This is a genomic window from Bradyrhizobium sp. CB3481 (assembly GCF_029714305.1).
In the GTDB taxonomy this organism is placed as follows: Bacteria; Pseudomonadota; Alphaproteobacteria; order Rhizobiales; family Xanthobacteraceae; genus Bradyrhizobium.
Map to the genome: position 1 here is coordinate 5,195,914 of NZ_CP121647.1, position 26,947 is coordinate 5,222,860.

The window sequence follows — 26,947 nt, forward strand, 5'->3', positions numbered from 1 at the left end:
GACTACCTCAACTTATGGCGGCTCTGCGCTCCGCCAATGTCGAGAGCAGCGTCGACGTCCTGATCCCATCTGCTTCGGCGAGCACCGCGACCTTTGCCGCCTCGTCGGCGGCACGCGACACTTCAGCCTGGCTCAATCCCGAGGTCGCTTCGAGAACCTGAGTCCAATCCAAATCAGTCAGCTCGAATCCGCTCAGGTGAGATTCGAGGATGCCACGCGCGATTTCGGGGCTCGGCAGGCCATAGGTAATGACATCATCGAACCGCCTGAACACCGCCTTGTCGAGCAGTTCCGGATGGTTGGTGGCCGCGACGATGAGGCTCGGGCCGTCATCGTTCTCCAGGAATTGCAGAAAGGAGTTCAGGACGCGACGAATCTCGCCCACGTCGTTCGGACCAGATCGTTGCGAGCCGATCGCATCGAATTCGTCGAAGAAGTACACGCCGCGCTGGACAGCGATCGCATCGAACACAAGCCGTAGCCGCGTCGCGGTCTCGCCCATCAGTTTGCCGATGAGCCCATCATACAGCACCGTGAGCAGCGGTAGCTTCAGCTCGCCCGCAAGAGCGGAGGCCGTCATGGTCTTCCCGGAACCAGGGGGACCGACGAGGAGGAGCTTTCGACGTGGCGCGAGACCCCGCGCCCGCAGCCGTTCCTTCTGGCGTTGCTCTGTGATGACCCGCGCTAGCCGCTCATGCAGCTCATGACCAAGCACCATGCTGCTGAGGCGAATGTCTGAATAGCGAGCCGCCAGCAGGCTGCTCAGCTCGCCCTTCGGCTGCGCGAGCGGAACCGGGCCAGCACCGCGACGAGCGACGGTGGCGCCCTTGCCTTTCGCGGCGTCGATCAGCTCGCGCAGTTCTTGGGCGAGCTTCCCATGCCCCTGGCGCGCCTCATGCGCGGCAAGCTGCGTTGCCACGGAGAGGAAGCGTTCCTCGTCTCCGTCAATATGGCTTCGCAGCAGTGCAACGATGTGGCGAGCAGTGGTCATGTTCTCCTTTCGGCGCGACCTGCGGTCGGCGATTTCAACACTAACGTCGTCGAGTAGGCCTGTATCGAAGAAAATGCCCCTGCGTTGGTCGATCCACAGCGTTCGTCCCGCACAGACTACGCGTTGCTCGATTATAGCCGACGGATGTTAACGGTCTGGGGCCGAGCCTCACATACAAGCTGTCGCGCCTCTTGCCCCTTGACTCGCGCCTCCGAAGAGAGAACAAATGAAGAACATGATGCTATATCCGCCCCTGGAGGTCAACAACGAGCTTGCGGCCCGAGCCCGCCCTAGAGTCATTGCGCGCTCAGATCGAGAAGATCGAAGGCAGCGGCCGGCGGGCGAATCGGTGCTTCCATTCGGGATCACCGACATCGACTCGCGCCTTCCAGGCGGCGGGCTGGCGATCGGCGCACTCCACGAGATCGCCGGCGGCGGTAACGGCGCCGTGGACGGCGCGGCGGCGGCGCTCTTCGACGCAGGGATCGCAGCACGCACCAAGGGCAAGGTCTTGTGGGTCATCACGCGTCCCGATCTCTTCGCGCCAGCGCTGGCGCAGGCAGGTCTTGGCCCCGACCGTGATCTATGTCGAAGCCGGAAACGACAAGACCGTGCTCGCGTGCATTGAGGAAGGCCTGCGTCACGGCGGGCTCGGCGCGGTCGTCGGCGAAGTGGCGCGGCTCGACATGATCGCGTCGCGGCGGCTCCAACTCTGCGCCGAAGGAAGCGGCACGATCGGGGTCGCTCTACGCCGCTGGCGCCGGCAAACCGAAGCCGCCGATTTCGGTCAGCCTACGGCCGCAGCTACGCGATGGCGCGCCTCGGTCATGCCCTCGGCGGCATTGCCCGTCCCCGGCGTCGGCCGCCACCGCTGGCTTCTGGAGCTGATCCGCGCCCGCGCGGGCGAAAGTGCAGACTTTGAAGTGGAGGCGTGTGATGACTCGGGTCGTCTCGCTCTTCCTGCCGAGCTGGTCCACCGACCGGCTTTGCGGAAGGCCGGCGACGCGGCGCCTCCGGCTGAGGCGCCGCTCGCTCTGATAGGCCGTGACAGGCGAAAGCAGGTGGTGCTGGCGGTGGACGCCGCAGCCGATGCCGCCGGCGTGCGCGTCGGGATACCAGCGACGAAGGCGCGCGTTCTCGCAGGACGTCCCGCATCCTCCCGATCACGAGTATGTTGGTCGCGTACGCCCTGCCGCGGAACTCGTCGATGCTCTTGATTTAGGCGCTGCGGCTGCTAACGCCCCAAGCAGAACCGAAACCGCGTCGTCGACACGCGGATGGCTATACAGCGCAATGCAAAGAGGCGACAGATCGACGAGAATGCTGGTAATGGTTCTCATACAACCGAGAGATCTGCGGACGATTGCTCAACCAAGATCAAACGAGCGGGATCATTCAAGTCGAACTCAATGACTCGGGGCACGAAAAGGCGCGCATAGCGCGTGAAGGCGCTAGTCGGCGGAAAACGAATGACGGTATCGCATCGTCCAAGAAGATACATCTCAAGGAGAGCGGAAAAACCGCCATCGGCCCCGAGGTCTGCACTATGTAATGGCCCGGCCTGATGCGCCTGGAAACGTTTTTGAATAGTGAAAAGATCGGGAAACACACCCGATACCCGATCAAGGATCTGCGCGCTATCCGTGCACAAGAACACCCTTACAGGTGTCGGATGGGGGAGCGCTTTGGCCTTGTGAATGGCAGTGCATACCTGCCGTAAGGCGAGCTCTGGATCGGCCCAGTAGGGCGTATGCCCCATAATATCTTCGCCGTTGCCGTGTCGAACATGAACACCAATAATGCTGTGCCCCTTGAAGTGTTCCTGATAGATCGCATCAATTCGAGCTCGGATTTCAGACCTCGGTCTGATGCTCCGAAATATCTGTCGTTCGGCATCCTCATCGCAACGCCACATCAAACAAGCATCACACACCACGGTGTTAGCTTCACTATCCTTAATGGTTTCGAACAACTGACTCAGCTCGTCACGTTCTTGGAAGATTTGATCATCTGGGCGGTAAATGCATTCGATGGGTGGTCTATTCCACCAGCCTGGGAAAAACGGACCCGGAAATGAGAACTGATTAATCTGGTCATCGCAGATGACCCGTACGCCGGCGATTTCTTCAACTGGTTCAAAAAACACTGGAAAGGCGTTGGTGAAGGGTTCATCCAGATAGCAGGAGCCACGCCAATCGATCGCGAGCGTCCGTCCCGTCCGCTGTGCAAAACGCCAAGCTGCCGCGAGCGACCACAGGCAATCACCAAATCCAGTACGTCGTCGGGAAACAACGAACCGGTCGTTCATCGAACCTCCAACAGGCATTTGCGTCGCCTCGCTCCGTGATACCGCATGGATGGGATCGTTATGGAAACTCTAGGTAAGGCCTTGTCACGATCAGCAATAGTGGCGCCAGGCAAAGCGGACTGGGAGGTCGCTCGTAGCACCGCTACCTCGGAGATTGGGAGGCTGATGCTTCCCGGCCTTACTTGGCCGCGCAGAAATGGTGCGGTGGATGTATTTACTCGGATGGGTCTCGCTCTATTGCAACAGCCTTCCGAAGATTTCTCGAGCATGTTGACGTCGAATGGGACCGATGTAGGGGCCCCTTGTCTCTGCCGAGCTGCTGCGGTGTTGCTAAACTCTCCCCACGAGCTCTGCCACCGGATAGGCCCTTCTCCTAGCTGGCCCTCGTATTTGGAAAAGTGGACACGGCCATATTTATGGATGCCCTGTTGCTCGTCCCTATTGGATCGCATTTCTTAACGCACCCGAGCGCCGCCTGAGGGATGTAATCGAACGAAGCGCTGCTCCCACAATCCCCGGAGCTCCTTGACGAGAGTTTCACGCCTAGCCTCCTCAACCGCAATTGTATCGAGAAGATCTGAGAGCACGGCTTCGCCCTCGATCCGCATCAGCAAATCGAACAACTCATGGGAAATACGCACGCCGTCACGGCTGGAGACGCTCGTACGGATCTTGCAAACTGTCTCCTGGCGGTCTCGGGCCGTGTAAGCGCGGACCCGATGAAGGGATACATAAAGAGGCAATGAAACGGAGAGCCCAGTCCAGTTTTCCAACGTCGCAGCCCGCTTTTTGACGAGAAACGAGCCGACCACCAGTCCATCCAGCTCTGTGGTCAGAAATGTGGCAATCGCATCTGCAACCGAGTCTACGATCGGCTCGGCATTGTTGTTAAACGAGGTATTGAGCAGAACTGGTATGCCCGTCCGCTTCTTGAACTCATTAATAAGTTCCCAGTAAGCCGGATTTGTCTTCCGCGATACTGTTTGCAGCCGCGCCGTACCATCAACGTGCGTGATGGCACCGAGCAAGCCACGCTTGGCCTCGCGCACGCGAACTACGAAGTTCATAAAGGGCAATTCGCGCGTGCCATCCGGAAGATCGAAAAATTCGCACGCATCCTCCTCGAGCACTGATGGCGCGAACGGTCGATAGCCCTCACGCTTCTTGACCATCGCGTTGATCCGGTCCTTGTTCGTGGCAGGCCGCGGGTCGGCAAGAATGCTGCGGTTGCCAAGCGCGCGTGGCCCGAACTCCGAACGGCCTTGAACCCAACCGATCACGGCGCCATTAGCCATCCAGTCGGCTGCATTCCTTGCCACGTCGCCGCTGTGTTCAATGTCGAGATGGCCGGCCCATGCATTCAGCTCCTGCTCTAGGGCTTGGTCGCCCCCAATATCAGGGCCCCAATAGACCTCCTGGAGTCGCTCACGCGGCGCGGGCCGTCCAAGCTCGTTAGACATCATTAGTGCAGCGCCTAACGCGCAGCCAGCATCGTGCGCCGCGGGTTGGACGAAGATGTCCTCGAACAGCCCTGAATACAGTAGCTTACCGTTCATGGTGCAGTTGTGGGCTACCCCTCCAGCTAAGCACAACTGCCTCATACCGGTGGCCTCGCGATGATGCCGGAGAATGTGAAACACGATCCGCTCCAGCGCCTCCTGCAATGAGGCACTCACATCTCGATGCTGCTGCGTAAATGGCATCCCCTTTCGCCGGACTTGGATGTTGCGGAGCAACGTCGGACCGATGCGATCCAGGTAGACGCGGTAGCCACCACTGTCTAAAAGTTCGTAGAACTGCGTGAAGAGCTTGCGATAGGGAGCGGGATCCCCGTAAGGTGCAAGCCCCATGACCTTATATTCGTCGAATAAGCCATAACCGAGATATCGAATCGTCTCGAGATAAAACAGCCCTAAGGAATTGTTCTCTGGGAATGTTTCGAGTTGCGCAACTTCAGTTCCAGAACCTCGCGCCAAGAGGCCCGAGAGGAAATCACCGCCGCCATCGATTGTGAAGACCAAGCTTTGCTCGAATCCTGACATCGAAAATGCGCTGACGGCATGCGCCATATGGTGACTTACGAATGAGACACGTGACGCGTCGACGTCCGTGCCGAACTCCTGCGCTAGTAAGTTCCGCAGCACGAGTTTGGCGTCCAATGGAATGCCGAGGTGCGGCTGGGAAACCAACAACTGTTTGAGCATGGTATTTGAATAGGCCTCGGTCGCGTAGAACGCGATGTGATCGATGTCGCTGAGCTGCACTCCCGCGGCTGAAAGGCAGTATTGAATCGAACTACCCGGGAATTTGTTCGAGTGCTTGATCCGATTGAGGCGCTCTTCTTCGACCGCCGCAATCACCCGTCCGTCCCGGACGAGCACCGCAGCGCCATCGTGCAGAAATGTGTTTCCAAGCTCTAGGGGGTTTTCGTAAACTTTGTCTAGCCCGCCGCTCAACCCCAGACACAGCATCTTAATGCTCCATTACTTTTGGCAGAGGCCCCTACTGGCCTCATTTCAAAAATCATTCCAGCTAAGTCGGCTCGCCGTTGCGAAGGCCAGTCAGACGTCACGAACCTCCACGAACTCTTGCGTAAGGTCTGCACGACTCAAGGACATAAGCTCATCCGATCGTAGTGCCGGCGCTCCGTAGTGCTTATAGATTGCCTGGTTTGTCAGACTGATTTCCCTGCTAGCGATGTCGTGCTTTGTTCGCAGCACGGAGGCAGCATCTACGACTGTGCTTCCAATGAATGGTCGGCTGTTGACGAAAGATAACGCGCCGTGCACTACAGATGTGACCTTTACAAAAACGCGTAGCGTCTGCGACTGCCGCATGCTGCGCCGTCCCACGCCGTTAGGGCCTACTTCACGGTACTGCATCGTATGTCTCCATCCTTTCTGCCGAACGTCGCGTCAGCGCATCAGGCGTCGACGAAACAGCGCCGTCGATAGGAAAAACGGCAGCACCGCGTATATGCAAAGCGCGCTGATATGCATGATGACACTGCCGGCCGGGCGTCCAAGCATCGCTGGCCGAATGAGGTCGACCGAATGTGCTAGCGGCAATACGCCAGCCACGCTTTGAACTACGCTGGGCAGCTGGGCTATCGGAACGACTGCGCCGCAGAGGAAGATCATCGGCGTGATGAAGAGCGTCTGGTAGAACACAAAGTATTCGTAACTGGGCGCAAGCGATATGACGACCATCGCAAGGCTCGCGAAGACGAGGCCAGTGAGGGCGATTATTGGCAGTACATAGAGGATTGATCGCCACTCAGCATATCCCAGCGTAGCGGCAACAATCGTGATTACAGTTCCGGCCAGAACGGCCTTGGTCGCTGCCCACGCCAATTCACCGAGAACGATGTCGCCCAGCGTGAGCTGTGTGCATAAAATTGCTTCCCAGGTGCGCTTGGCATCCATGCGGGCGAAAGCCGCGTACATCGTTTCGAAGGTCGCGGAAACCATCGCACTCGTTGCAACCATGCCAGCCGCCACAAACGCGATGTATGACGCGCCGTCAACGCGCCCCACTATCATTCCGAGACCAAAGCCGAGACCAAAAAGATTCGTCAGAGGATCGACAAGATTCCCCAGAAGCGATGCAAGCGCAACTTTCCTCCATGCCAGAAAATTGCGACGCCATACCGAGACCCAGTTGTAGGCGTTCCCGGGCATGGCCGCCGCATAGTCGTCACCCATCACTCATTTCTCCATCTCGCGCCCGGTTAGCCGCAAATAGACATCCTCAAGGTTTGGAGGCCGCTGCAGCAGTCTTAAACCGGCATACCCGCGCAGCCGCACGCGCACCTGCTCCGGATCCGGCGCATAGCAAAAGAGCGTCTCGCCACTTACTTCGATCCGCCGCGCGTACGGCTTGATCAGCACGCACAGCTCTTTCGGATCACCGCCATAGATCTCGATAACGTCGCAGCCGATCTGCTCATCGATCAGCGTAAGCGGCTTGCCTTCGGCGATCTTGCGTCCTTCATCAAGTACACACAGCCGATCGCACAACCGCTCGGCCTCTTCCATGAAGTGGGTGGTCAAGAGAATTGTCTTGCCGCGAGCCAAAAGCAATCGCAGCCGTTCCCAGATCAGATGGCGTCCGTGCGGATCAAGACCGGTGGTCGGCTCGTCCATTATCAGCACATGCGGATCGTTGATCAGCGCACGTGCGAGCGTCAGCCGCCGCTTCATACCGCCGGATAATTGGGCAACGCGCGCATTCGCTTTGCTCTCGAGGCGAGCGAAGGCAAGCAGTGGCGGCACGATCGCTTCAATCTCGGGCGCTCTCATGCTGAAATAGCGCCCGAATATCAGCAGGTTCTCGCGCACGGTGAATTCGAGTTCAAGGTTGTCGAACTGCGGCACAACGCCGATCCGCATGCGTGCCAGCCGAGCGCGTGCCGGCACTGGCTCGCCGAGCACGGTGATCTTGCCCGCGTCCGGCCGCACCATACCGAGGACCATACGGGCAATCGTACTCTTGCCCGCGCCGTTCGGCCCCAGCAGGCCAAAGCACTCCCCCGGTGCAACAGCGAATGACAGGTCGTTGACGACGGCCTTGTCGCTATACGACTTTCTTACGCCGTTAAGTTCGATTGCTGTCGTGCTCATGCGCCCACGTTAGCCCGCAAGAAGTCGCTCGGCGGGAGCTGGCTGTGCTGCGAGCTTTTTTCGCCAGAGCAAGCCGTCGCACCAGACGTGTTCAACGCGCCCCCACTCGCAAGCCGCTGCGGCATCCGGAAAAAACCCACGTCCATGGTGGTTGGCGCTCGTATTGCAAAGTAGCGGAATGCCGGTGAGTTTTTCGTATTCGACGAGGAGCTCGGCCACCTTGTGCTGAGAGGTTCTTGGAACGGTCTGCAATCGCGCAGATCCGTCGAGATGTAGAACAGCGGGGATTTTGTCCCAGCATTCTGTCCGTATCTGGTGATCGAAAAGCATGTAAGGATCCGGCGTTCCGGGGCTGAAAATTTCCGGCGCACGGTCCTCAAGGCATATCGGCGCCACTGGCCGGAAGAGCTCACGAAGCTTGATGTCGTTGAGATGGTCCTTCATTCCCGCCGATGTCGCGGCTGCGAGAATGCTTCTGCCGCCCAATGCCCGTGGTCCAAGTTCGGCGCGACCGGCGAGGAACACCACGGGCTTGCCGCTCGTGAGGATCATAGCAAGTTCACGCATACTGCATGGCGCAGAGTCCCATTCGGAGGATACGTCGCTGCCTGCCAGGGCCGGGCCACTATACACCGACCATTGCAGCGGGACGAAGCCTTTCTCCGCCGCCATTGCGGAGCAAGCGGCGCCGATTGCCGAGCCGCTGTCATTCGGAAAGGGCGGCACCCAAACAGCATCGAACAGTTCGGTAGCCCGTAGTGCACTATTCCATTTGATATTGAGACCGCAACCACCGGCTATGCATAAATTGCGCGGTCCAGGACGTGAATGCCGCTGCAAAGCAAGGGCCATTTCCCGGACGAGGAGCCGCTCGAGGAAACTATGAAAGGATGCAAGTATGTCTTCGGGCAGCTTGGTCTTTAATCGGAGCGCGCTCGTGTCGAAAAAGTCGTGCGTAGCTTCGAGTGAGCCCTCCGCGCTGTTGATCTGCGCACGGTAACGAAGCGCTTGCTCCGTGTCGCCCGCAAAGCGGTCCTCGTATAGCTCTTGAAACACCGCAACGATGTCTTCATCAACAGACCCGAGCGCGATATAAGCCATCAGCTTGCCGGCAACACCTAGATCCCAGCTGGTACGGCTCGTCCGTTTATAGGGTCCGAAGTGATGGCCCGCGACAGCATAAGCATGACCTATGATCGGAAATAAGCATTCGATAAATCGCGCGCCGCTGGGTTCTACGCAGTAGAGACGTGGAAGGATGCACCCGTCCCATATCAGGCAGAAGGCGGGTTGTCCGGCTTTGGCAAAAGGACTCGTGCAGTATGCGGAGGCCACATGGCCCGTGACGTGCGGATAGCTTCTATACGGGAAGACCCCGCCGTCGAGCATCAGACTAGAACCGTCGCGCGAAGTGAGAAGGCCTTCGGCCTGGCGCTCAACATACGGCGCCCCTTTGAGACTGATAGGTGTGGCCCCACTGAGGACCTGGAATTGCGACTCGACCTCCCCGTCCCAGCCGTCGATGACGAACTGGTCAATATCGTCCGGCTCCAGACCGTGCTCCCTCAAAGCGACAACGACTGCGTCAAGATTGTCGATGGTTTGATACCGCGGATTGTTGCCCCGTTTCTCCTGCTCGACGCCAAAGACCAGCCGTCCGTCCTCGACAAGAGCGACCGCCCCGTCATGCGTCAGCTTGATACCGCAGATCCGCATAGTACCTCCATGTCAACGCTGCCGATTCGATCGGCTCGATCGAAAGGGATGCCGAAAGCCTGCGATCAGGCAATCTTCGTTAACCGACTCGCCCCGACAGTGCACACGCTCTACCTCGATCAACGTTTCGTTCAACATGGCGATGACCGTCTCGGCACCGGCAGCGTGACCCCAGCGCTGGCAATTGGCATCACGCGCGGATCCGAAAACCAGATGACCATCTGGCGCAAGCATACCCACCACGTTGCTGATCGCCGCGCGCATCTCGGGCACGTCACTGAGGTAATAGAGAACTTCCGCCATGACGATTAGATCAAACCGCTCCGCAGTCGAGAACTGTTGGATGTCGGAGACCACCCAGTTGGTGTGTGACCACCTTTTCGTCCGTTGGCACGCTCGACCAATTGCTCGCGGCACGACATCGACCACGGTCAGTCGTTTGCAGTGAGGTGCAAGCTTTTCCGTGAATGCGCCGGCCGCGCACCCGACTTCGAGCGCATTTGTGATGAAGCCTTGAGAAAGCGACAGGCGCAGCATTTGCGTGTGACGCTCCCGCTCGAACTGATTACTGTCGAGCCGCCACGGATCGTCGGCAGTTAGTTCTTGCTCTAATATTTGATAATTCCTATTCAACTTCACGCTTCCCTTTACCTCGATAAAAGAGCACGATCACTTCCGCACTGTCGACGCGTCCGAGGTCACCAACCTCGGCGAGCCGCGAGAACGATCCGTACTACGAATTGACCCCAGACATTTCCGAAGCTCCTGTGACGTTCGCTCCAGCGATCGGGCTTCGGATGACGACCTGCTTTTCAACCCCGTTCGGCAGGTTGGCAGCTTTCCGTGACAGCCAATCGCTATTGCTCAATGTACACAACGCGTAGGCCTTCACGGGGAGTAAGAGAAAGAGGTTGATGAGTGTGTGCAGAGAAAAGCCAAGAAATCGAAGTTGGCGAGCACGAATGGCTGCCACGCTGCAGCGGACGATGGTCATTGCTGCGATCATGACGCACGTCCACCACGGCAGTGTGGCCGTCAGTGCGACCTGCGCGAGCCCCGTTAGCAGTGACAGGGCGAGCAATAGCGGCCCGAGATTCTGCCCGACAACATCTAGCGTGAGATAGCGATCAAGTCCGGAGAGCAGGCGCAGCGCAAGCAGCGTGTCCCGGAAAGTACTCCGTGCCCAACGGAGTTGTTGGCGCAGATAGGGCCTTAAGCTATCCGGGACCACTGTTGCAGCGATGGCATCCGGAACGTACTCGGTTCGAAACCCTGCTTTCAGCATGAGAATCGTAAGATGCCGATCCTCACCGAAGTCGCTTGGCTTTCCCCGAAACAGTTGTGTCTCGTACTGATCTAGCAGCAAGAGAAGCGCGGACCGGCGGTACATTGCACAGGGGCCGCAGCAACACATCACGGCACCGAAGCGAGCCTGCGCCGCGCGCTCTTCGTTGCAGGCCAACCAGTATTCCATATCGATCAACCGGGTCAGCCAGGTGTTGCTCCGGTTGCTGGCTGTCAACTGACCCATGGCCGCGCCGATCGCTGGATTGTTCATCTTGCGCGCAAGTTTCGTGATTACATCGCTGGCAAGAATTGTGTCGGAGTCGACGTTCAGTACCAACTCTCCGGATGAGCGCCGTATCGCGGTGATCTGCGCCTTTCGCTTGCCAACATTCTTGCGCAGCAGAACGAAGCTGAACCTTCGATCTTCCGCGTAGGCGTCGTGGATCGGCGCTACAGCATCGAGATTTCCGGAACCGTCATCAACTACATAGACTCTCAGACTTCCTGCGTAGTCCTGACTTGCGATGGACTCTAGGCACGCCGAGAGCGTACGCGGGTCCTCGTTGAAGCTGGGGACGATGACATCCACGCTCGGTAAAAAATCGACGTCGACTACGTCGTCCGGCAGCGATGAAACGTCGACCGGCAGAGCACAAAGCGTCTGCACACTCTTATAGACAGTCGAGAGCAGCGCATAAGACAAGATAGCGACAGTGCTGGTTGTGGCAAGCAGGTTCATAGGGACCCGTCTGTTCAGTGAGGTTGAGGAAGCGAGCGGACTGCAAAGCCACGGTCATGCATTGCCGGAATCAGGTGGGAAAGCGACTTGAGTGTCTGGTCGCGCAGACAAGCGTGAGTGCCCCTTCCCAGCTCATCGGGAGGACATCCGTCGTGCAGGAGAACAATTGCACCCGGCCGCAGAGAGGCCAGCACTGTCTCGACAATCGCGTTTACCCCAGGACGAGACCAGTCTCGCGGATCGACCGACCAGTGTAGGGCAGCCAGGCCAGCCCTCGCTGACGTAGCGAGCGCTTCTTCGGTCCACACCCCATAGGGCGCTCGCATGTGCCGCACCGAGGCCTCCGGGCATGCCATCCTGATGACGCGGCTCGCCGCTAGTATTTCATGTTGGACTTCAGCCGGTTCGCATCTGGATAGGTCCGGGTGGTTCATCGTATGGTTTGCGACTTCGTGCCCTTCTGCGACCATTCGTCGGATCAGTTTCGGCTGCTTTGCGGCGTATGCGCCGATGACGAAAAACGTCGCCGGCACCCGGTGTTCCGCCAGCACGTCGAGGACGTCTGGTGTGCAAAGCGGATTAGGACCGTCGTCAAACGTCAAATAGACGTTGCGATGTCCGGCGGGCTCGGCGCACTCGGTACGCGCTGCGGACAAGCAGTTGAGATATTTCATAGCTCTGGCCCGTTCCGATCAATCATCGTACCGGTCGGCCACTCGCTGATCGGCCGTCCAATTGGTATCACCACAACGAGCACGTCTTCGGTGCGCGTGGGCGACAGGTTGGGATACACATCTGGGAGGGTGGAGCGCACGCGAACGCCCGAGAGCACGGTAGCCAGACCCGGCCGCTCGAGCAGTCTTGTAAGATGTTCTTTCAGTGCATGCCGAACCGCGCCGAAGCCGAATGGAACGCCAAGCTGCTGGAGTACTGGATACATTACGCGTCGCACTGAGTGGGCGATTCCGAGCCCCTCAAGATCCGGACGTACACCGTACAATCCTAGTTCGGCGACTAACAAGTCGACCTCTCCGACCTTGATGAAGCGGCGCAGTGCACCGATGTGAGCAGCTACGCCGCGCGTGTCGTAGCCGATCACCCGGACCTCTGGCCTCGCGCCGGCCCAACTTCGCCCCCCTTCGAATGGATCTGCATTAAACTTGCCGGTCGGTCCGTAGGTCTTTCGAAAGAACTCGGCCAGTTCGATGTGGTCGGCGAGTTGCAATTCACTTTCCCAGCACACCTTCCACCGCACCTGAGAGCGCATAGAGGGACCTCCCGCAGAATTGGACGCGACTATATTCATGGCCGCACCTGCGCATCGTGCAGCATCTGAGAGTGGAGTTGATGCACGTGAGCCCATCTCGCTCGCTGAATGGTTTGGTTCTCTAATGGGACCTGCCGGCACGTAGCGCGCGCGCCCTGTCCTCTCCAGGATGGACCGTAAGCAGATTGGTGGGGATTGCCTTCCCAGATGCGACCAGATGCTCGCATCAATCGACGGTCCTCCCCGCCCAACTCCGTGTCGGCGCTCAAGCTGGACGCGATGAGGAGGCGGTTGAAGTTCAGCAAGTCATCTGCGCTGTTGAGCGGTTCTCGGACGTAATCCATCGAAAAACGCCTGTCCGTCGGCGCCACACGGACCGCTTGTTCGGCATCTACGACGGACACGACATTTAGCCTTGGTGCCATTCGCACCAAATCTACTTCGCACTTCCGCTCCGTTCTCTGATCGATCTGATCGAGATGGACGCGCGATCCATTTGGCCGAAGTGCACAAGAATTTGGCACTTGCAATCGATTCCGGCGTCCTTGCGAAGCTACGACCACGTCGAGCGCTGGTTCTGCAGCACGCAGATAAGCGGCCGATATACGCAAGGCTGGGAATACTATACGAAGGTTTATCGGCAGTCGGCGCCAATGCGATCTACGCGACGCTTGTCGCATCGAGCCCAAGCGATGCAGCTTGCGCGGGCCGCCAAACCTAGCCGCAATGGACACACGGCTCGGTTGATGCTCAACACACACCTGGAATTTTTTTCTCTCAAAGCCAGGGCAAAGAATATTAATCATCCTGGTATCTCTGAATTCGATTTCTCAATTGATGTTTTGCTATCCGTCATTTCGTAAAATTGGTAAAATCGATTGTTTTGATGGAAAACATTCACACCATGGATAAGTGGAGATCATGCGTTTCAAGGGCCTGGATTTGAATCTCCTCGTCGCGCTCGACGCTCTGATGACCGAGCGCAATCTCACCGCGGCGGCGCGCAGCATTAACCTCAGTCAGCCGGCCATGAGCGCGGCCATCGCCCGGCTCCGTGCCTATTTTCGCGATGAACTATTTACGATGAGAGGGCGCGAACTTGTCCCAACACCGCGTGCTGAAGGGCTCGCCGGCCCCATTCGCGAGGCTCTGCTGCACATCCAGCTGTCCATTATTTCCCGGGATACGTTCAACCCAGCCCAATCGAATCGCCGCTTCAGGATCATCCTTTCCGATTTCATGACCATCGTGTTCTTTGGAAAGATCGTGGACCGTGTCGCGCGGGAAGCGCCCGCCGTGCGGTTCGAATTTCTGCCTTTGGCGGACGATCCCGATGGGGTTCTTCAGCGCGGTGAGGCCGATTTTCTGGTCTTACCGGAAGTGTTCATGTCGACTGCCCACCCTAAAGCGATACTGTTCGACGAGACACTTGTGTGCGTAGGCTGCCGTTCGAACAAGCAGTTATCCCGGCAGCTTACATTTGAGAGCTACATGTCGATGGGACACGTTGCGGCCAAGTTTGGGCCGACGCTGAGGCCCTCGATCGAGGAATGGTTTTTGCTCAAGCACGGTCTCAAGAGACGCATTGAGGTCGTTGTGCAGGGCTTTAGCATGATCCCGCCTATGCTGTTGAACACCGGCCGCATAGCAACGATGCCCGCAAGGCTTGCCAAACAGTTCGCAAAGTCCACCCCACTGCAGATCGTCGAACTTCCGCTGCCAAATGCTGAATTCACTGAGGCCGTCCAATGGCCTGCCCTTCACAATACTGATCCGGCAAGCATATGGATGCGGCGGGTGTTATCGCAGGAGGCATCCCGCATGGCTTCTCCGCGAGAGGCCACGCGAAGTCGCAGGCGCTCCTAATTTTTTTGCGGGGTTTTACCGCCTGCTCTTCGAATTGCTCCAGAAATGATCTTAGATCCTGCAAGATCCTGATCTTTTGGACCGATCTCTCTTCCTGCAATTTCGCGGATGGGTTGCCCTGCAATAGGCACGCACGCCATCTTGTTGCACGCAACAGAGATGCTGAATTCGATATCTGCGGCCGCGAGCCTCGAATCAGCGCGAGATGAAGTTGATGCTTGCCATCCACTCTATCGCGTGATGAAGCGATCCCTTCTTCCTCGTCCCGCGCTGCGCATGAGGATCTTGAGCGCCTCGTGTAGCAACAGCCGCTGCAAACATTCTGGAAACTAGCCAGACGGCGCGGCTTAATGGTTTTCTGGGACCTGCGGCGGGCAAATGCGGCGGCGGGTTTCCGCGAGGCAGGCGCAACACTACTGCGAGACGACCATCCTGATGAATGGAAATAATGTTCTACTTCAATGAATTCGCTTGAATCGCACGCCGCGTCAGGTTGTAGGCTTGCAATCAGCACCTAAGCACGCCCGGGCGCATCGACAGTGCGTTGGCGAACATGCAGCGCTGCCGGCGTTCCCATCGCGCTAACGCATCACTGCGGTTCACAGTAAGCAATGTCTGAGAGCGATCGCCGGAGCGCGCCTAAGGCCTGCCTCAAAACCGCGAGGGCGACTTCCACGCCCGGCCTGCCCATTTAAGCTGCTAGCCAGCGAATATGAGAGCATTTCTCTCGATCGCGCGTGAAGCCAGAAGGGGCGGTTCTGGCCGAGAGAGATCGTCATGGAAAGAACCGTTGTTGGCTGCAGAGTAAAAACACGTGCGTTTCAAGGGACTTGATCTAAATCTCCTCGTTGCTCTCGACGCACTGATGACTGAGCGTAACCTCACGGCAGCGGCACGCAGCATCAACCTGAGCCAGCCGGCCATGAGCGCAGCCCTCGCCCGGCTACGGGCCTACTTCTGCGATGAACTATTTACGACGAGCGGGCGCGGACTTGTCCCAACACCGCGTGCGGAGGGGCTCGCCGCCCCGACTCGCGAGGCTCTGGCGCATATCCAGCTCTCGATCATTTCCCGGGATACATTCAACCCCGCCCGGTCGACCCGCTGCTTCAGAATCATCCTTTCCGACTTCATGACAATCGTGTTCTTCCGAAGGATTGTGGACCGTATCGCGCGGGAAGCTCCCGGCGTCAGATTCGAACTTCTGCCACTCGGCGATGAGCCCGATGAGCCACTCCGGCGCGGTGAGGTCGATTTTCTTGTCTTACCGGAATTGTTCCTGTCGAATGCGCATCCTAAAGCGACACTATTCGAAGAGACACTTGTGTGCGTGGGCTGCTGTTCGAATAGGCAACTGCCAACGCAGCTTACATTCGACAGATACATGTCGATGGGGCACGTTGCTGTCCGGTTCGGGCTGACGCGGAAGCCCTCGATCGAGGAATGGTTCTTGCTCGAGCACAATCTTAAGAGACGTATCGAGGTCGTTGTGCAGAGCTTTAGCATGATCCCGCCTATGCTATTAGACACCGACCGTATAGGGACGATGCCACGAAGGCTGGTTGAGCATTTCGAACAAACGATGCCTCTGCGGATCATTCAACTTCCTCTGTCGCTTCCCGCTTTCACTGAGGCCGTGCAATGGCCTTCCTCTCACAACAGTGACCCAGCAAGCATCTGGATGCGCGAGATACTACTGCAGGAGGCTTCCCGGATGGCTTCTCCGCGCGAGAACAACACGCACCTATAAGTTACGGCAGAGCGCCCCTTCTACTCCTCGCATCAATCAAGATCCAGTCCGATCGAAGGGGCTCATTCATTGTAAGCGCGCAGCCTCAAAGCAACTCTCATAAGGATCTCGCGATCCACCTCGGCGCCCGACATTTGGGGCGCCCAAGGATCTTCCGCCGGGAACAGTTGGCAACGCTGCACTCAATGCTAGCAGCGTTGCTGCGGTCGATCTGCTGCGTCTATTGGAGAGCGCAGATCAAGGAACTCGGCGAGTCTGCCCTTGCGACGATGAGCAACCGTGGCATCGGTCTATTGGCAACGGCGGTTGAGGATGATCGCCTGCCGGCGGGGTCACTTCCACCGGCCCGCACCCTTCATCGCTATTATTCGCATATATCTAGGACTCACGTAGCGGATCGCCTGTAAAGCGAGGATGCCAGATAGCCCCGCCGCCGCTCGATCGCCTGCTCTGTTGCCATTCTTAATCAGCATCGGCCAACCGAACGATTTACGCGTTGGATTTTTCGCCTTGTTGCAGCCATTTCTTTGGGATCAGCGTCGCCACGAACGCGAGACTCTCTTCCGCGGCCAATCCGGCTGCATATAGAGACCGCGGTACTCGGCGAGTTTGCAAATGAAAGTAGTTCGACATCGCTTGTGCGATTCAAGACAAGCCCACTACAACTGTGTTGCACAACTGCATCACTTGAAAGCCCAGCGCATTTCGTCGATGTACGCCGCCGGTTTGTCTCGATTTGACCCTACCGCAGTCAAATGTCTCGACCACGTGCGCCGCCCGGCGCGATGACAAGTACGGAGCCGAATGTTGCAGCAATACAGTGGTGTCTACGATTCCGAAGACCTTTCGGCCTTAGGAAGGATTTTTGACAAAGCATTCGCGGCTTTACCGGCATCTATGCAAACCCCTGAAAACCGGACGGAAATCGCCAAGCTTGTTCTCGCACGTGCAGAGGCCGGCAAGGCCGAGTTGGCGTCCTTGACGAACTTGATGGACGCCATTGCTTCTGCAGCTTGATCAAACGCACTTGGTGTAAAGTCAGCTCGCTTGCGCCGCAAACCAAGTCGTTTCAGCTAGAGCATTGAAATAGCTTGATTCTCACGCGACGTCAGGTTGTAGCTTTGTAAATCGAGCAACATGACGAAAGGTATACCGCGAATGCGTCGATGGCACGTCGGCAGTCTTGCAGAGGGATCGCCTCGCGCAACGGTACGCACGTTGCATCAGGGAGCACACATTAGGTGCGGAGTGCATCGACGGCCGTCAGGCGGACGTACGAGCACGAAGACGTAAAACAAGTATACCGTATTCCAGCGCTGCACGAGGTTGTCCTCTCTCTTCACGAGCGGAGCCACACGTCGCCGCGATGCAGCGGTGTCTACGAACCAGGAGGCCTCTCGGTCTTGGAACGATTTCTGATACAGCATTCGCGGCGTTATCAGCGCCTATGCGAACTTGCGAAGAATGGCACGGCGATCGCCAAGATCATCAGCAGCCGCAAGCGAGGCGGAGTCCACATCCCTGATGAACTTGGTGGACATCATTGCATCATCGCTTAATCAAGCGGCGATCCTAAAGGAGAGTCACCTTGCTTGCGCCCGGATGGAAGAGGATTCAGCTAGATCATTGAAATAGCTTGAATCTCACGCGATGTCAGGTTGTAGGCTTGGAAATTGAGAAACATGACCAAAGCTACACCACGATGGCGTCGATGGCGCATTGGAGAACTTGCAGAGGCTACCGGCCTAACGGTACGCACTCTGCATCACTACGAGCACATAGGGCTACTCCGTGCCTCGGAGCGCACCGATGGCGGTCACCGGATGTACGACAGCGACAGTGTACAGCGAGTATACCAAATTCGAGCGCTGCGTGAGATTGGCTTCTCCCTTGAGGAGATTCGCAAAGCGATGGAGGGCAGCTCTTCGCTTACGGACCTGTTGCGCAGCCATTTAGAGCGCATTGAGAATCAAGTCGAACGTACGACCATGCTGCGAGATCGTTTACGCAACATGACAACCGATGGCGAAGTACAGGTCAGTGTCGATGAGCTACCCGCGACTTTGGATGCAATGTCGCGGGTTAATAAACGCGCTCAAGCGCCCCGCTGCAGATGCGCCTCAGATCCACATCGAGAAGAGCGGTGGCGACGGATCCACGAGGAGTTGCGCGATTGCATGACACGGGGCGAGCATCCTCGCAGCGAACGGGTCACTGCTGTGGCTCTCCAAGCACGTTCGCTAATCACCGAAGTCGCAGGAGCTGATTCGACAGCTTCGACGATACTGACAGTTCTTGCGCGATTGAGCGCGCCTCCAAAATTGGCTGGCTGGGATCTCAGTCTAGTGCAGTATCTCGATCGCGCACTCGCCGCGCTGGAGTGAGTAGCCGTGCTGACGCTTTCGGGATAACGTGCTCGATCCCGCTTGCCTTTCGGAGCCTGTTGGCTCTCTATCAGCGTCTATTTGGACCTCGACAGCCAGTCGGCTGAGGCGACGAGCGGCCGTTAAGGCAAATGCACAACCAACGCCCGCTTCACCTTACCGATCGGGGGGGTGCCCCCTGGGGGCGCCGCCGGTGGCCCTGCAAGCATCTTCGGCGTCTGAAGTCCGATGCTCGGAGCCGCGGTCTCAAGTGATCCCACGGCAGTTGTGTGCGTCAAGTTCAGAGCGCGCAGCACCAAGCTCGGAGAGCGGAACGTCTCTTGTGGCCAAGCACGACCGTGACAAGCGGAGGACGAAGCCACCCGGCTTGAGACATGCTGATCATTGGTGAACCAGAGCACCTTGCTTGGATAACTGACGGCGATCTTCGCTAGCTCGAACGAGTTGTGCCGGCTTTCCGGCTTGAAAACTCTTTGCATACGTTCCCCGTGATTCCGACCGGCTCTCTGAGCGTGGCCAGCGAACGGTTTGCTTCTGGTTCGCGCCGGATGCTTTGGGGTATGCCGGTGACTTCTTGATGATCTGCTCGTGGGTCCGCGAGCTTTGTCGTTTTTTTAATCGCAACCCTTGAAGGGGCTTGAATCGCCCGTAGCGTCAAATTGTACAATTTCAAGTAGATGAGCGCTCTCCGGCAGAACGACTGAAGACCACTTCGGCCGTCTGTGGAGTTCGCCTTGCGCTGCACTTAGTTCTAATTCTGGGCGAGAGCTCTTCCGCACCTGGGGCCGAAATGGACAATCGTCATGACATTACACATCTGATCACTGCGCGCTCGCTTCCGTTATCTGGACGTCTGAGCCGGTGAGGGACACAACACGACTGATCGCGGCCTTGCACCAACATCGAGAGCTCCAATGACACTTAATTTTACCAGTTCAGCCGCAAGTGCCGCCATCCTTGCTTGTGCTTTGGTTTCGACTGCGCCCGCTAAGGATGTTAGTATCGCCGTGGCCGGACCAACAGGAAGCACTGCTGCGATCGGTGCGCAGATGCGCGAGGGGGCTGCCGCGGCCGTTGATGCTTTGAATGCCTCGGGCTTACTTGGCGATACAAAGGTTATATTGACCGTCGCCGACGACGCGTGCGGTCCCAAGCAGGCGGTCGCAGCAGCGAATCGCCTGACGGCGGATCGGGCCAGATTGGTCGTTGGCCACTTTTGTTCTTCTTCCTCGATCCCAGCTTCCGACGTTTACGCTGAAGGGCAAGTTGTTCAAATCTCTCCAGGCTCAACTAATCCGCAGCTGACAGAGCGCGGTCTTAAGACCGTGTTTCGAATCTGCGGCCGCGATGACCAACAAGGCGTCGTGGCAGCCGAATACATCCTGCGACATTACCCGAACAACAAAATCGCCGTCCTTGATGACAAGAGTACGGCTGGCAAGGGCATTTCTGATGTCGTCGAGTCGCGCCTTCAGCAAGCCGGCCAAAACGTCTTTCGACAAAGCTACGTGGCCGGCGAAAAGGACTACACGGCTCTGGTCTCGAGGATGAAGAGGGACGGAATCCAGATCGCCTATATCGGCGGCTATTACACCGAGATCGGCCTGATTGTACGCCAGGCCCCAGAAGCAGGCGCAGGTCTCACGATCATGGCAAACGATCCGTTGATGACTCACGAGTTCTGGGCCATCACGAGTAGAGCCGGAAATGGCACGCTGTTCACCTTCATGCCCGACGCCAGCAAGACTCCCCAAGCCGCGGACGCCGTGGCCAAGCTCAAGGCTTCTAATCTGTCTGCAGAAGGCTATACGCTCTACGCGTATGCGGCCGTCCAGGCTTGGGCGGACGCGGTGAAGCGGGCCGGGTCCTTCAACCCGTCACGGGTCGCAGCCGCGCTTCGTTCGCAGCCAATCGAAACGGTAATCGGCACAGTCCGATTTGACTCCAAAGGCGACAACGCGGCTCCCGGCTTCCTGGTTTACCGCTGGCACGACAATATCGTCGAACCCGTCGAGCAGAACTGATCGTCGCGGCTCAGACGGTTCCCGAACATTCAACCTGTGATCGCATCAATGAGACACTTTCCCAGCGCAAATCGCTTGCTACGCGCCTCGCTTCCCGCGCTCGCGGCAATACTTGCTGCCCTACCCTACCCCTGGATGACTCTGAGGAACATGCAGCGTCGCCGAAGCCGCTCGGTTACTTTTGCCAGGCGCCGGACCATTCCAGGAATGATGTTGCAGCCAGTTCAAAAACGACGGCGACCCCACTCCGGTTGCCGAGCCTCCTCGTTGCGCAAATGCGATCCGCTCGACGATTAGCCGCTCGGTTTCAAAGGGGGCTGCGCCGAGCGACAGGTTTATCCCGCCTCTCATAGATTAGCACTTCGAACTGCTGCTAGCTGAGAGATTTGGATGGCCGCCGTTTTTATTTCAAAAAGGCATCCAACTCTGACCTCTGCCATCGCAGGGCGCAACAGCTGGCATGCTGAGGATTGCGAGCGCCTCGGCGGCTCAAAAGGAGAACAATATGTCGGATGCAAAATTGCAAGCTGTGCTCTCTTCTCTTTCGCCGGCAGCGAGACAGCTAGATGCTCTGCCGTGCGACCGGCCTGCGCCGGCGACTGATTACATCAAGCTAAACACGAATGAGAACCCATTTCCACTACCAACAATCGTATGGCAAAGCGCAATTGCGGCGCTTGAGCGACAATATCTATATCCAGAAGAGGACAATATTAGCTTGCGGGAAGCAGCTGCCAATGCTTACGGCCTCACCAAAGATCATGTGATCGCCGGTAACGGATCCTCTGAACTTCTCGGGCTCATCTACCGCGCTTTTCTTGCGCCGGGCGACAGCGTGGCAATGATATCGCCGGGCTTTTCGTTCAACCGCAAGCTCGCCATGTTGCAGGGCGCTCAATTGCTCGAAATCGGAACGAGCGAAGCTCGTTCCCTCCCGCTCGAGCAATTGCTTCTTGGTCCCGCAAACAATGCCAAATTCATTCTGTTAGCTAATCCGAACAATCCAACCGGGACCTTCGTTCCGGTAGCCGATATCGAATGTCTCCTGGCACAATCGAACCGCTTAATCGTTTTGGACGAGGCCTATGTCGACTTTGCACCTGATAATGGCCTGCGCCTCGTCAGTCGCTATCCAAATCTTCTACTCTTAAGAACATTTTCGAAAAGCTATGCTGCCGCTGGCATTCGCGTCGGCTTCGGTTTCGGCCATCCTGAGCTCATTGGGAGGCTACGTAATATCCAGAACGTCTTCAACATGAATGTGGTCGGGCATGCGATCGGCACCAGCATTCTTGCCCATCGCGCTGCTTACGAGGAGAACCACCAATATATCAGGCATGAAAGACAGCGAGTTACGACCGCTCTGGCGCAACTCGGATTTTCCGTAACACCTTCCTACGCCAACTTCTTGCTAGCCCGAGTGCCAGAGGGAAAAGACGGCAGGTGGTGGCAGGCAGCTTTGGAAACGCAAAAGATACTCGTTGCCTTCTTTCCTGATAAAAGCCTTGGCGATTGCATCCGGGTTAGCATCGGCACAGAAACGCAAATGGATGCGTTCCTCGCAGCAGTCGGTCACATCTCCGAGATCTTAAGAAGTGGAAGATCGCGCGCTTCGCGGAGCTAATGTCGTCTTTTGCGTTCGTCGGCGATAGCACCACGTCACGGGCGGGCTGAGTGCGATTTATGCCGATGGCATAGGTCAGTTGTGGCTGAAGGACGAATGGTAGCAACGGATCGATGCCTTACCGGCTGACGCTTGTCAGTGTCGAGACGGAAGACGAATCGCCAGTGATCAGCGGCATGAACGACTAACGACCCCAACACAGCAGGCTGGAACGTGCCATCACAATAAGAGCCGTCCGTCTTTAGCGCTCGGATGCCCACAAGCGAGCGACCCTCCCGCCTTCACACTTCTACCTGGAGATAATCGAATGAGAGACGTCTTTCCTTCAAAAATAACCTGCGGCATCTTCGATCACCTGGATGCCGACGGCCGTGATATAGCCCGACAATACGAAGATCGCCTCGTACTAGCGGAGGCGTACGATCGCCTCGGTTTCTATGCTTATCATGTGGCAGAGCACCACTGTTCGCCCCACGGGAGAGGCCCATCACCAAATCTGTTCTTATCAAGCGTCGCGCAGCGCACAAGGCAACTTCGTGTTGGCCCATTGGTGATGCTGCTTAACCTTTATCACCCGCTACGCGCGTTCGAAGAGATTTGCATGCTCGACCAATTGAGTGGTGGCCGGCTGGAGCTGGGCATCGGACGTGGATCTCTCCCCGTCGAATGGGGCTACTTCGGAGTCAGCGCGGACACGGCGCCAAGCCGTTATGAGGAAGCCAGCGAGATCCTTATAAAGGCGATGAAAGGCGGCACTCTGTCCTATCGAGGCAATCACTTTGAGTTGAATGACGTTCCTTTGACCCTTGGACCTCTTCAACGTCCCTGGCCGCCGACATGGATTACCACCAATAGACCCGAGTCAGCAGCTTGGGCCGCCGCGAATGGTGCAAATCTCGCATGCGTGGGCCCCTCCTCTACCGTTCGCAAAGTTACTGATGCCTTCCGCGCTCATCGCGAGCCTAACCGTGACGTTGATGATCATGCCCCGTTCATCGGATTGCTCCGCATGGTCGTGATTGCACGCTCGGAGCCAGATGCCCATTCGCTCGCGGCCTCTGCCTACGAAGGATGGCTTAAGAGTTTCAAATTCCTTTACGAATATAATGGCATTCCGACACCGCCAAACCTGCCGCTGACCTTCGACGCAGCAATCGCGAGCGAATTGTGCGTCGTCGGAACGCCAGCTTCTGTTCGGAACGCTCTTCTTAACCAGTTGGAAGCGGCAGGTGCCAACTATCTGATTTCTCAACTCGCTTTTGGGAATCTACCGCTGGATGCTTCCCTATACGCCGCAACCACGATTCAATCAGAAATCATCGCTCGACCTGACTACGTATGACTTCGATCCGACGTTACAGATCCAAATTGTTGTCGAGCGCGCCTTTTCTATCCGCGTACGATCGGCCGGGACTGACAGAAGCTCCCATAAGCCGGGTCGAAAAGCGCCACGCTGGCGTCCTCGAGACTGAACAGACCTTCAGACGCCTCGTTTAGTTTACCGCAGAAGCCCCTTCGTAGGGCCGCAAAAATGCCAATCCACCATTAGCAACAATGGAGAACGATTAACGTGTCTGATCAGCGAATGACCCGCGACAGCCTCTCGAAAACACCACTTTCTGTTCGTCTAACAGCTGTCTTCAGCACGTCCTTTAAGATCAGCCAATCATCGCTCCCTCCTCCTGGCGAACAACACGGCCAACCGTAACCTCTTCAGCCGCCTGCAGCGCCTGATGCATATCCGCAATCAGGTCGCTCGCTCTCTCCATCCCCGCATGAATCCGGATCAACGGGCCTTCGAAAGCGAGCGGCGTTTCCGTTCGGTTCGGTGGGTCAACCGGGAGCACGAGGCTTTCGTATCCGCCCCAGAACGCACCGATGCCAAAAAGCCGTAGGCTATTGAAGCGGACCGAAAGCTGAGTCCGCGACATGGGTTTCAGGACCACTCCAAATAGTCCGCTTGCACCCAAAAAGTCCCGTTTCCAGATTGCATGGCCGGGATCGTTGGAAAGCGCTGGGTGCAATCCCCTGTCGACGAGCTATATGCGACTGCAGAGTCTGCGCCAGCTTGACGCCATTATCCCAATGCTGGCTCATCCGGACCGCTAGCGTACGAAGTCCTCGCACTGCCAAATGGATGTCCTCTGGCCCAGCGATTTCTCCAAAATGATGGGCGCTCGACTGCAACGCGGGCCAGGCGGCCTCAGTCGCAACGCCCAGCAAGGCGTCGGAATGACCAACGATATACTTGGTCGCGGCATGGATGGAGATGTCGACACCATGCTCAAACGGCTTGAAATAAAGAGGCGTCGCCCACGTGTTATCCATGATCACGAGCGCATCAGATCGATGCGCGATGGCAGCGAGTGCGGGGGCGTCCTGAACCTCAAACGTCAGGGATCCGGGCGACTCCAGGTAGAGGGCCCGCGTGTTTGCTTTGATTTTTGCCGAGACCTCTGAACCTAGCGTCGGACGGAAATACTGCACTTCAATGTGAAGCCTTGCGAGAACTTGGTCCGCGAACACTCTCATAGGGACGCTACCGCTGATTAACAGATGGTCGCCTGCCTTCAAAACTCCAAGAAGCGAGTGCGTGCAAGCAGATAACCCCGATGGGAATAGGATGGAACGCTACCCGCCCTCCAATTCGCAAACGGCCGCCTCAAGCGCGCGAGACAACGGTGATCCGAAGCGTCCGTAGCTACTTATCGGATTGCGTCTGCGCGCCTCCCATTCTTCCAGGGTCGGCGAAAGGATTGTAGAGCCGCGATAGATGGGCACATTGACCATCCCGGCGTGCTTTTCGGGCTCTCGACCGAGATGACAGAGTTGCGTCTCGGTTGCCGTCGTTCAGGTACTTCATAGCTCTTCTATCGGGATGTCCTTGCGCTGCCCAACAACTGAAGCGACCGCGATCAGCTCCTTCAACCAAAGAGCGTCCTTTGGTTTCGCGACACTAAGGGCTCCCCACTCAACAGCCTCTTCAGTTTGCGGTGCAGAGAGCCCTTCAAGATCTCAAGTTGCATTCGCCTGATCGACAACACCTGTCTATCAACGGCGATACTGCACTCATGGCGTGTTGCTTCTAAGCCGTTTGTAAGATCCGCATGATGATCAACCAGTTGCGCGCGCATTTCATCGCCTCTTGTGCCGCCTCTCCAATGCCATTGCGCAGCAATGGTGCAAGAGCCGGGCCACACTCGAACGGCCGTGCGATCGGAAGGGCCCCGATAAGTCGCAAATCACATAGGCGTCATCTATACCTCCGTCCAAAGCAAACGGATCATGTTTCGAACCCGCCACAGCCGTTTGGGAGCACGAAGTGAGCTAAGACGGAGAGTTCCAGAGGTCGGCAGATCTCCACACCTGGGACGCTGGCCAAAGAGCAGCAAACAGTGCGCCTCAGAGACGGCCTGCGGCCGCCCATACTTCCCCCGCCAGACAAGTCTCTCGGAACACCGGTCGACACGATCCCGAGCCGCGCGTTTAGCCAGCTCTCGCCGGCAAGATTCAAAGATCCATGGAGATCTCAATGCTGTGCAAAGGGCGGCCTCGACGGAGCACGATGATGGTCCACTGCAGAAGATGCTCATCGGCCGCATTCGAACTGACCCGTTTCGACGTGAATGCTCGCCATATCGAAAGAGCATAGTACAACGTATGCGCGCTGACGCCTCCGACAACCTGATCGTGCAACGCGTTCGCATGTAGCGAAATGAATAGGCTCACGGCGTGGTTCTAAGTGAAACGGTCATGGGAGGGTCGAGCGGAATTAATAAGTCATCATAACGCGTTAGCATGAGTAGCGGCCGCCTTGCTCGAGCGCGGCTTTCGAAGAGCGCTCCATATTGTGGTACGCTTCTCGAGCCGTCCAGTAGCGCCGATCGCGCCGGGATTATGGCCGCCCCAGTATCCAGCATGATCAAGGGAATGCATTTTTGAGCGGCCACAGCAAGCTCCGCAGGACGAGCATAGAAAGACCGGCACACAACTTGCCGGAACTCAAGCGGCCTCTTCTTGCCGGAGCTCAAAGCGCCTCTTCGCCTCGCCTGACAGGCTCCGTCCGATGCCTTCAGAAATCAAATTGGGCATGGTGTTCAAAGAAGGGATGATCGGTAATCTCCTGAGGTGAGTTTGAGGAATCGGAACGATGATGCGGGTTTGGCGCCACATTTGGGAAGCACGACAGCGCGATCGATCGTGACAGGCTCAGATGCGCATCGATGCGATGCTGTTTTCGTTGGAGTTGATACGGGCGACCATCTGAAAGCGAGCACCCTAACGAAGTAGAGAATGATAGTGGCCCAGGCCTGCAGCCTCTAACTGTTTGGACGCCAAACGGCTGCTTTCGCAAAGTGAAAGATATCGT

Annotated in this window: 18 protein-coding genes and 2 pseudogenes; 8 read left to right on the top strand and 12 right to left on the bottom strand. The window is 57.4% G+C overall.

What is annotated here, in order from left to right; translation table 11 throughout:
* Positions 1-7: 7 nt before the first annotated feature.
* Positions 8-991: an ATP-binding protein gene (locus tag QA643_RS25425; protein WP_283028589.1), complete on the bottom strand. Its 984-nt coding sequence runs from the start codon at positions 989-991 to the stop codon at positions 8-10.
* 299 nt (positions 992-1,290) lie between these two features.
* On the opposite strand from QA643_RS25425, the pseudogene QA643_RS25430 reads away from it, so the two are divergent.
* Positions 1,291-1,962 (top strand): annotated as a pseudogene (locus QA643_RS25430) (ImuA family protein); the annotation flags it as partial.
* A 365-nt stretch (positions 1,963-2,327) separates the two neighbouring features.
* Here the strand turns inward: QA643_RS25430 and QA643_RS25435 are convergent.
* The 9 genes from QA643_RS25435 to QA643_RS25475 all read right to left on the bottom strand — a co-directional run bounded on the left by QA643_RS25435 (position 2,328) and on the right by QA643_RS25475 (position 12,969).
* Complete coding sequence (locus QA643_RS25435) at positions 2,328-3,317, bottom strand: nodulation protein NodZ (RefSeq protein ID WP_349253223.1); 990 nt, start codon at positions 3,315-3,317, stop codon at positions 2,328-2,330.
* Between the two features lie 437 nt (positions 3,318-3,754).
* A complete protein-coding gene (locus QA643_RS25440) occupies positions 3,755-5,770 on the bottom strand; it encodes a carbamoyltransferase (RefSeq protein ID WP_283028591.1) in 2,016 nt (671 codons plus the stop codon).
* A 444-nt stretch (positions 5,771-6,214) separates the two neighbouring features.
* Positions 6,215-7,003, bottom strand: coding sequence for an ABC transporter permease (locus tag QA643_RS25445; protein ID WP_283028592.1), 789 nt, complete (start codon positions 7,001-7,003; stop codon positions 6,215-6,217).
* A gap of 3 nt (positions 7,004-7,006) precedes the next feature.
* Positions 7,007-7,921: a nodulation factor ABC transporter ATP-binding protein NodI gene (gene nodI, locus QA643_RS25450; protein ID WP_283028593.1), complete on the bottom strand. Its 915-nt coding sequence runs from the start codon at positions 7,919-7,921 to the stop codon at positions 7,007-7,009.
* A gap of 9 nt (positions 7,922-7,930) precedes the next feature.
* Positions 7,931-9,637, bottom strand: coding sequence for a nodulation protein NodU (gene nodU / locus QA643_RS25455; protein WP_283028594.1), 1,707 nt, complete (start codon positions 9,635-9,637; stop codon positions 7,931-7,933).
* A gap of 12 nt (positions 9,638-9,649) precedes the next feature.
* Positions 9,650-10,276, bottom strand: a complete 627-nt coding sequence (gene nodS, locus QA643_RS25460; protein WP_283028595.1) for a nodulation methyltransferase NodS — start codon at positions 10,274-10,276, stop codon at positions 9,650-9,652.
* 94 nt (positions 10,277-10,370) lie between these two features.
* Positions 10,371-11,663, bottom strand: coding sequence for a chitooligosaccharide synthase NodC (gene nodC, locus QA643_RS25465; protein WP_283028596.1), 1,293 nt, complete (start codon positions 11,661-11,663; stop codon positions 10,371-10,373).
* Positions 11,664-11,677: 14 nt separating this feature from the next.
* Positions 11,678-12,337 carry a chitooligosaccharide deacetylase NodB gene (gene nodB / locus QA643_RS25470; RefSeq protein ID WP_283028597.1) on the bottom strand — a complete coding sequence of 220 codons (660 nt, stop codon included), beginning with the start codon at positions 12,335-12,337 and terminating at the stop codon, positions 11,678-11,680.
* The gene (locus tag QA643_RS25475; protein WP_283028598.1) at positions 12,334-12,969 is read right to left on the bottom strand and encodes a NodA family N-acyltransferase; all 636 of its coding nucleotides are present in this window, start codon (positions 12,967-12,969) and stop codon (positions 12,334-12,336) included. Before QA643_RS25475 ends, nodB begins: the two co-directional genes overlap by 4 nt.
* 882 nt (positions 12,970-13,851) lie before the next feature.
* On the opposite strand from QA643_RS25475, the gene QA643_RS25480 reads away from it, so the two are divergent.
* The 7 genes from QA643_RS25480 (at position 13,852) to QA643_RS25510 (ending at position 23,920) form a co-directional block, all read left to right on the top strand.
* Positions 13,852-14,796, top strand: a complete 945-nt coding sequence (locus QA643_RS25480; protein WP_283028599.1) for a LysR family transcriptional regulator — start codon at positions 13,852-13,854, stop codon at positions 14,794-14,796.
* 814 nt (positions 14,797-15,610) lie between these two features.
* Entirely contained in the window at positions 15,611-16,546 is a 936-nt protein-coding gene (locus QA643_RS25485; RefSeq protein ID WP_283028600.1) for a LysR family transcriptional regulator, read from the top strand.
* An 807-nt stretch (positions 16,547-17,353) separates the two neighbouring features.
* Complete coding sequence (locus tag QA643_RS25490; protein ID WP_283028601.1) at positions 17,354-17,563, top strand: hypothetical protein; 210 nt, start codon at positions 17,354-17,356, stop codon at positions 17,561-17,563.
* Between the two features lie 665 nt (positions 17,564-18,228).
* Positions 18,229-18,930 carry a MerR family transcriptional regulator gene (locus QA643_RS25495; RefSeq protein ID WP_283028602.1) on the top strand — a complete coding sequence of 234 codons (702 nt, stop codon included), beginning with the start codon at positions 18,229-18,231 and terminating at the stop codon, positions 18,928-18,930.
* 914 nt (positions 18,931-19,844) lie between these two features.
* Positions 19,845-20,954 (top strand): branched-chain amino acid ABC transporter substrate-binding protein, encoded by a 1,110-nt coding sequence (locus tag QA643_RS25500; RefSeq protein ID WP_283028603.1) that lies wholly within the window; start codon positions 19,845-19,847, stop codon positions 20,952-20,954.
* Positions 20,955-21,459: 505 nt separating this feature from the next.
* Positions 21,460-22,578 (top strand): histidinol-phosphate transaminase, encoded by a 1,119-nt coding sequence (gene hisC / locus QA643_RS25505; protein WP_283028604.1) that lies wholly within the window; start codon positions 21,460-21,462, stop codon positions 22,576-22,578.
* A gap of 307 nt (positions 22,579-22,885) precedes the next feature.
* On the top strand, positions 22,886-23,920 hold the full coding sequence (locus tag QA643_RS25510) for an LLM class flavin-dependent oxidoreductase (protein WP_283028605.1): 1,035 nt from the start codon (positions 22,886-22,888) through the stop codon (positions 23,918-23,920).
* Positions 23,921-24,236: 316 nt separating this feature from the next.
* Here the strand turns inward: QA643_RS25510 and QA643_RS25515 are convergent, their stop codons facing one another.
* Both QA643_RS25515 and QA643_RS25520 read right to left on the bottom strand, forming a co-directional pair.
* On the bottom strand, positions 24,237-24,566 hold the full coding sequence (locus QA643_RS25515) for a PLP-dependent transferase (protein WP_349253297.1): 330 nt from the start codon (positions 24,564-24,566) through the stop codon (positions 24,237-24,239).
* Positions 24,475-25,368 (bottom strand): annotated as a pseudogene (locus QA643_RS25520) (PLP-dependent transferase). Before QA643_RS25520 ends, QA643_RS25515 begins: the two are co-directional and overlap by 92 nt.
* Positions 25,369-26,947: the final 1,579 nt, after the last annotated feature.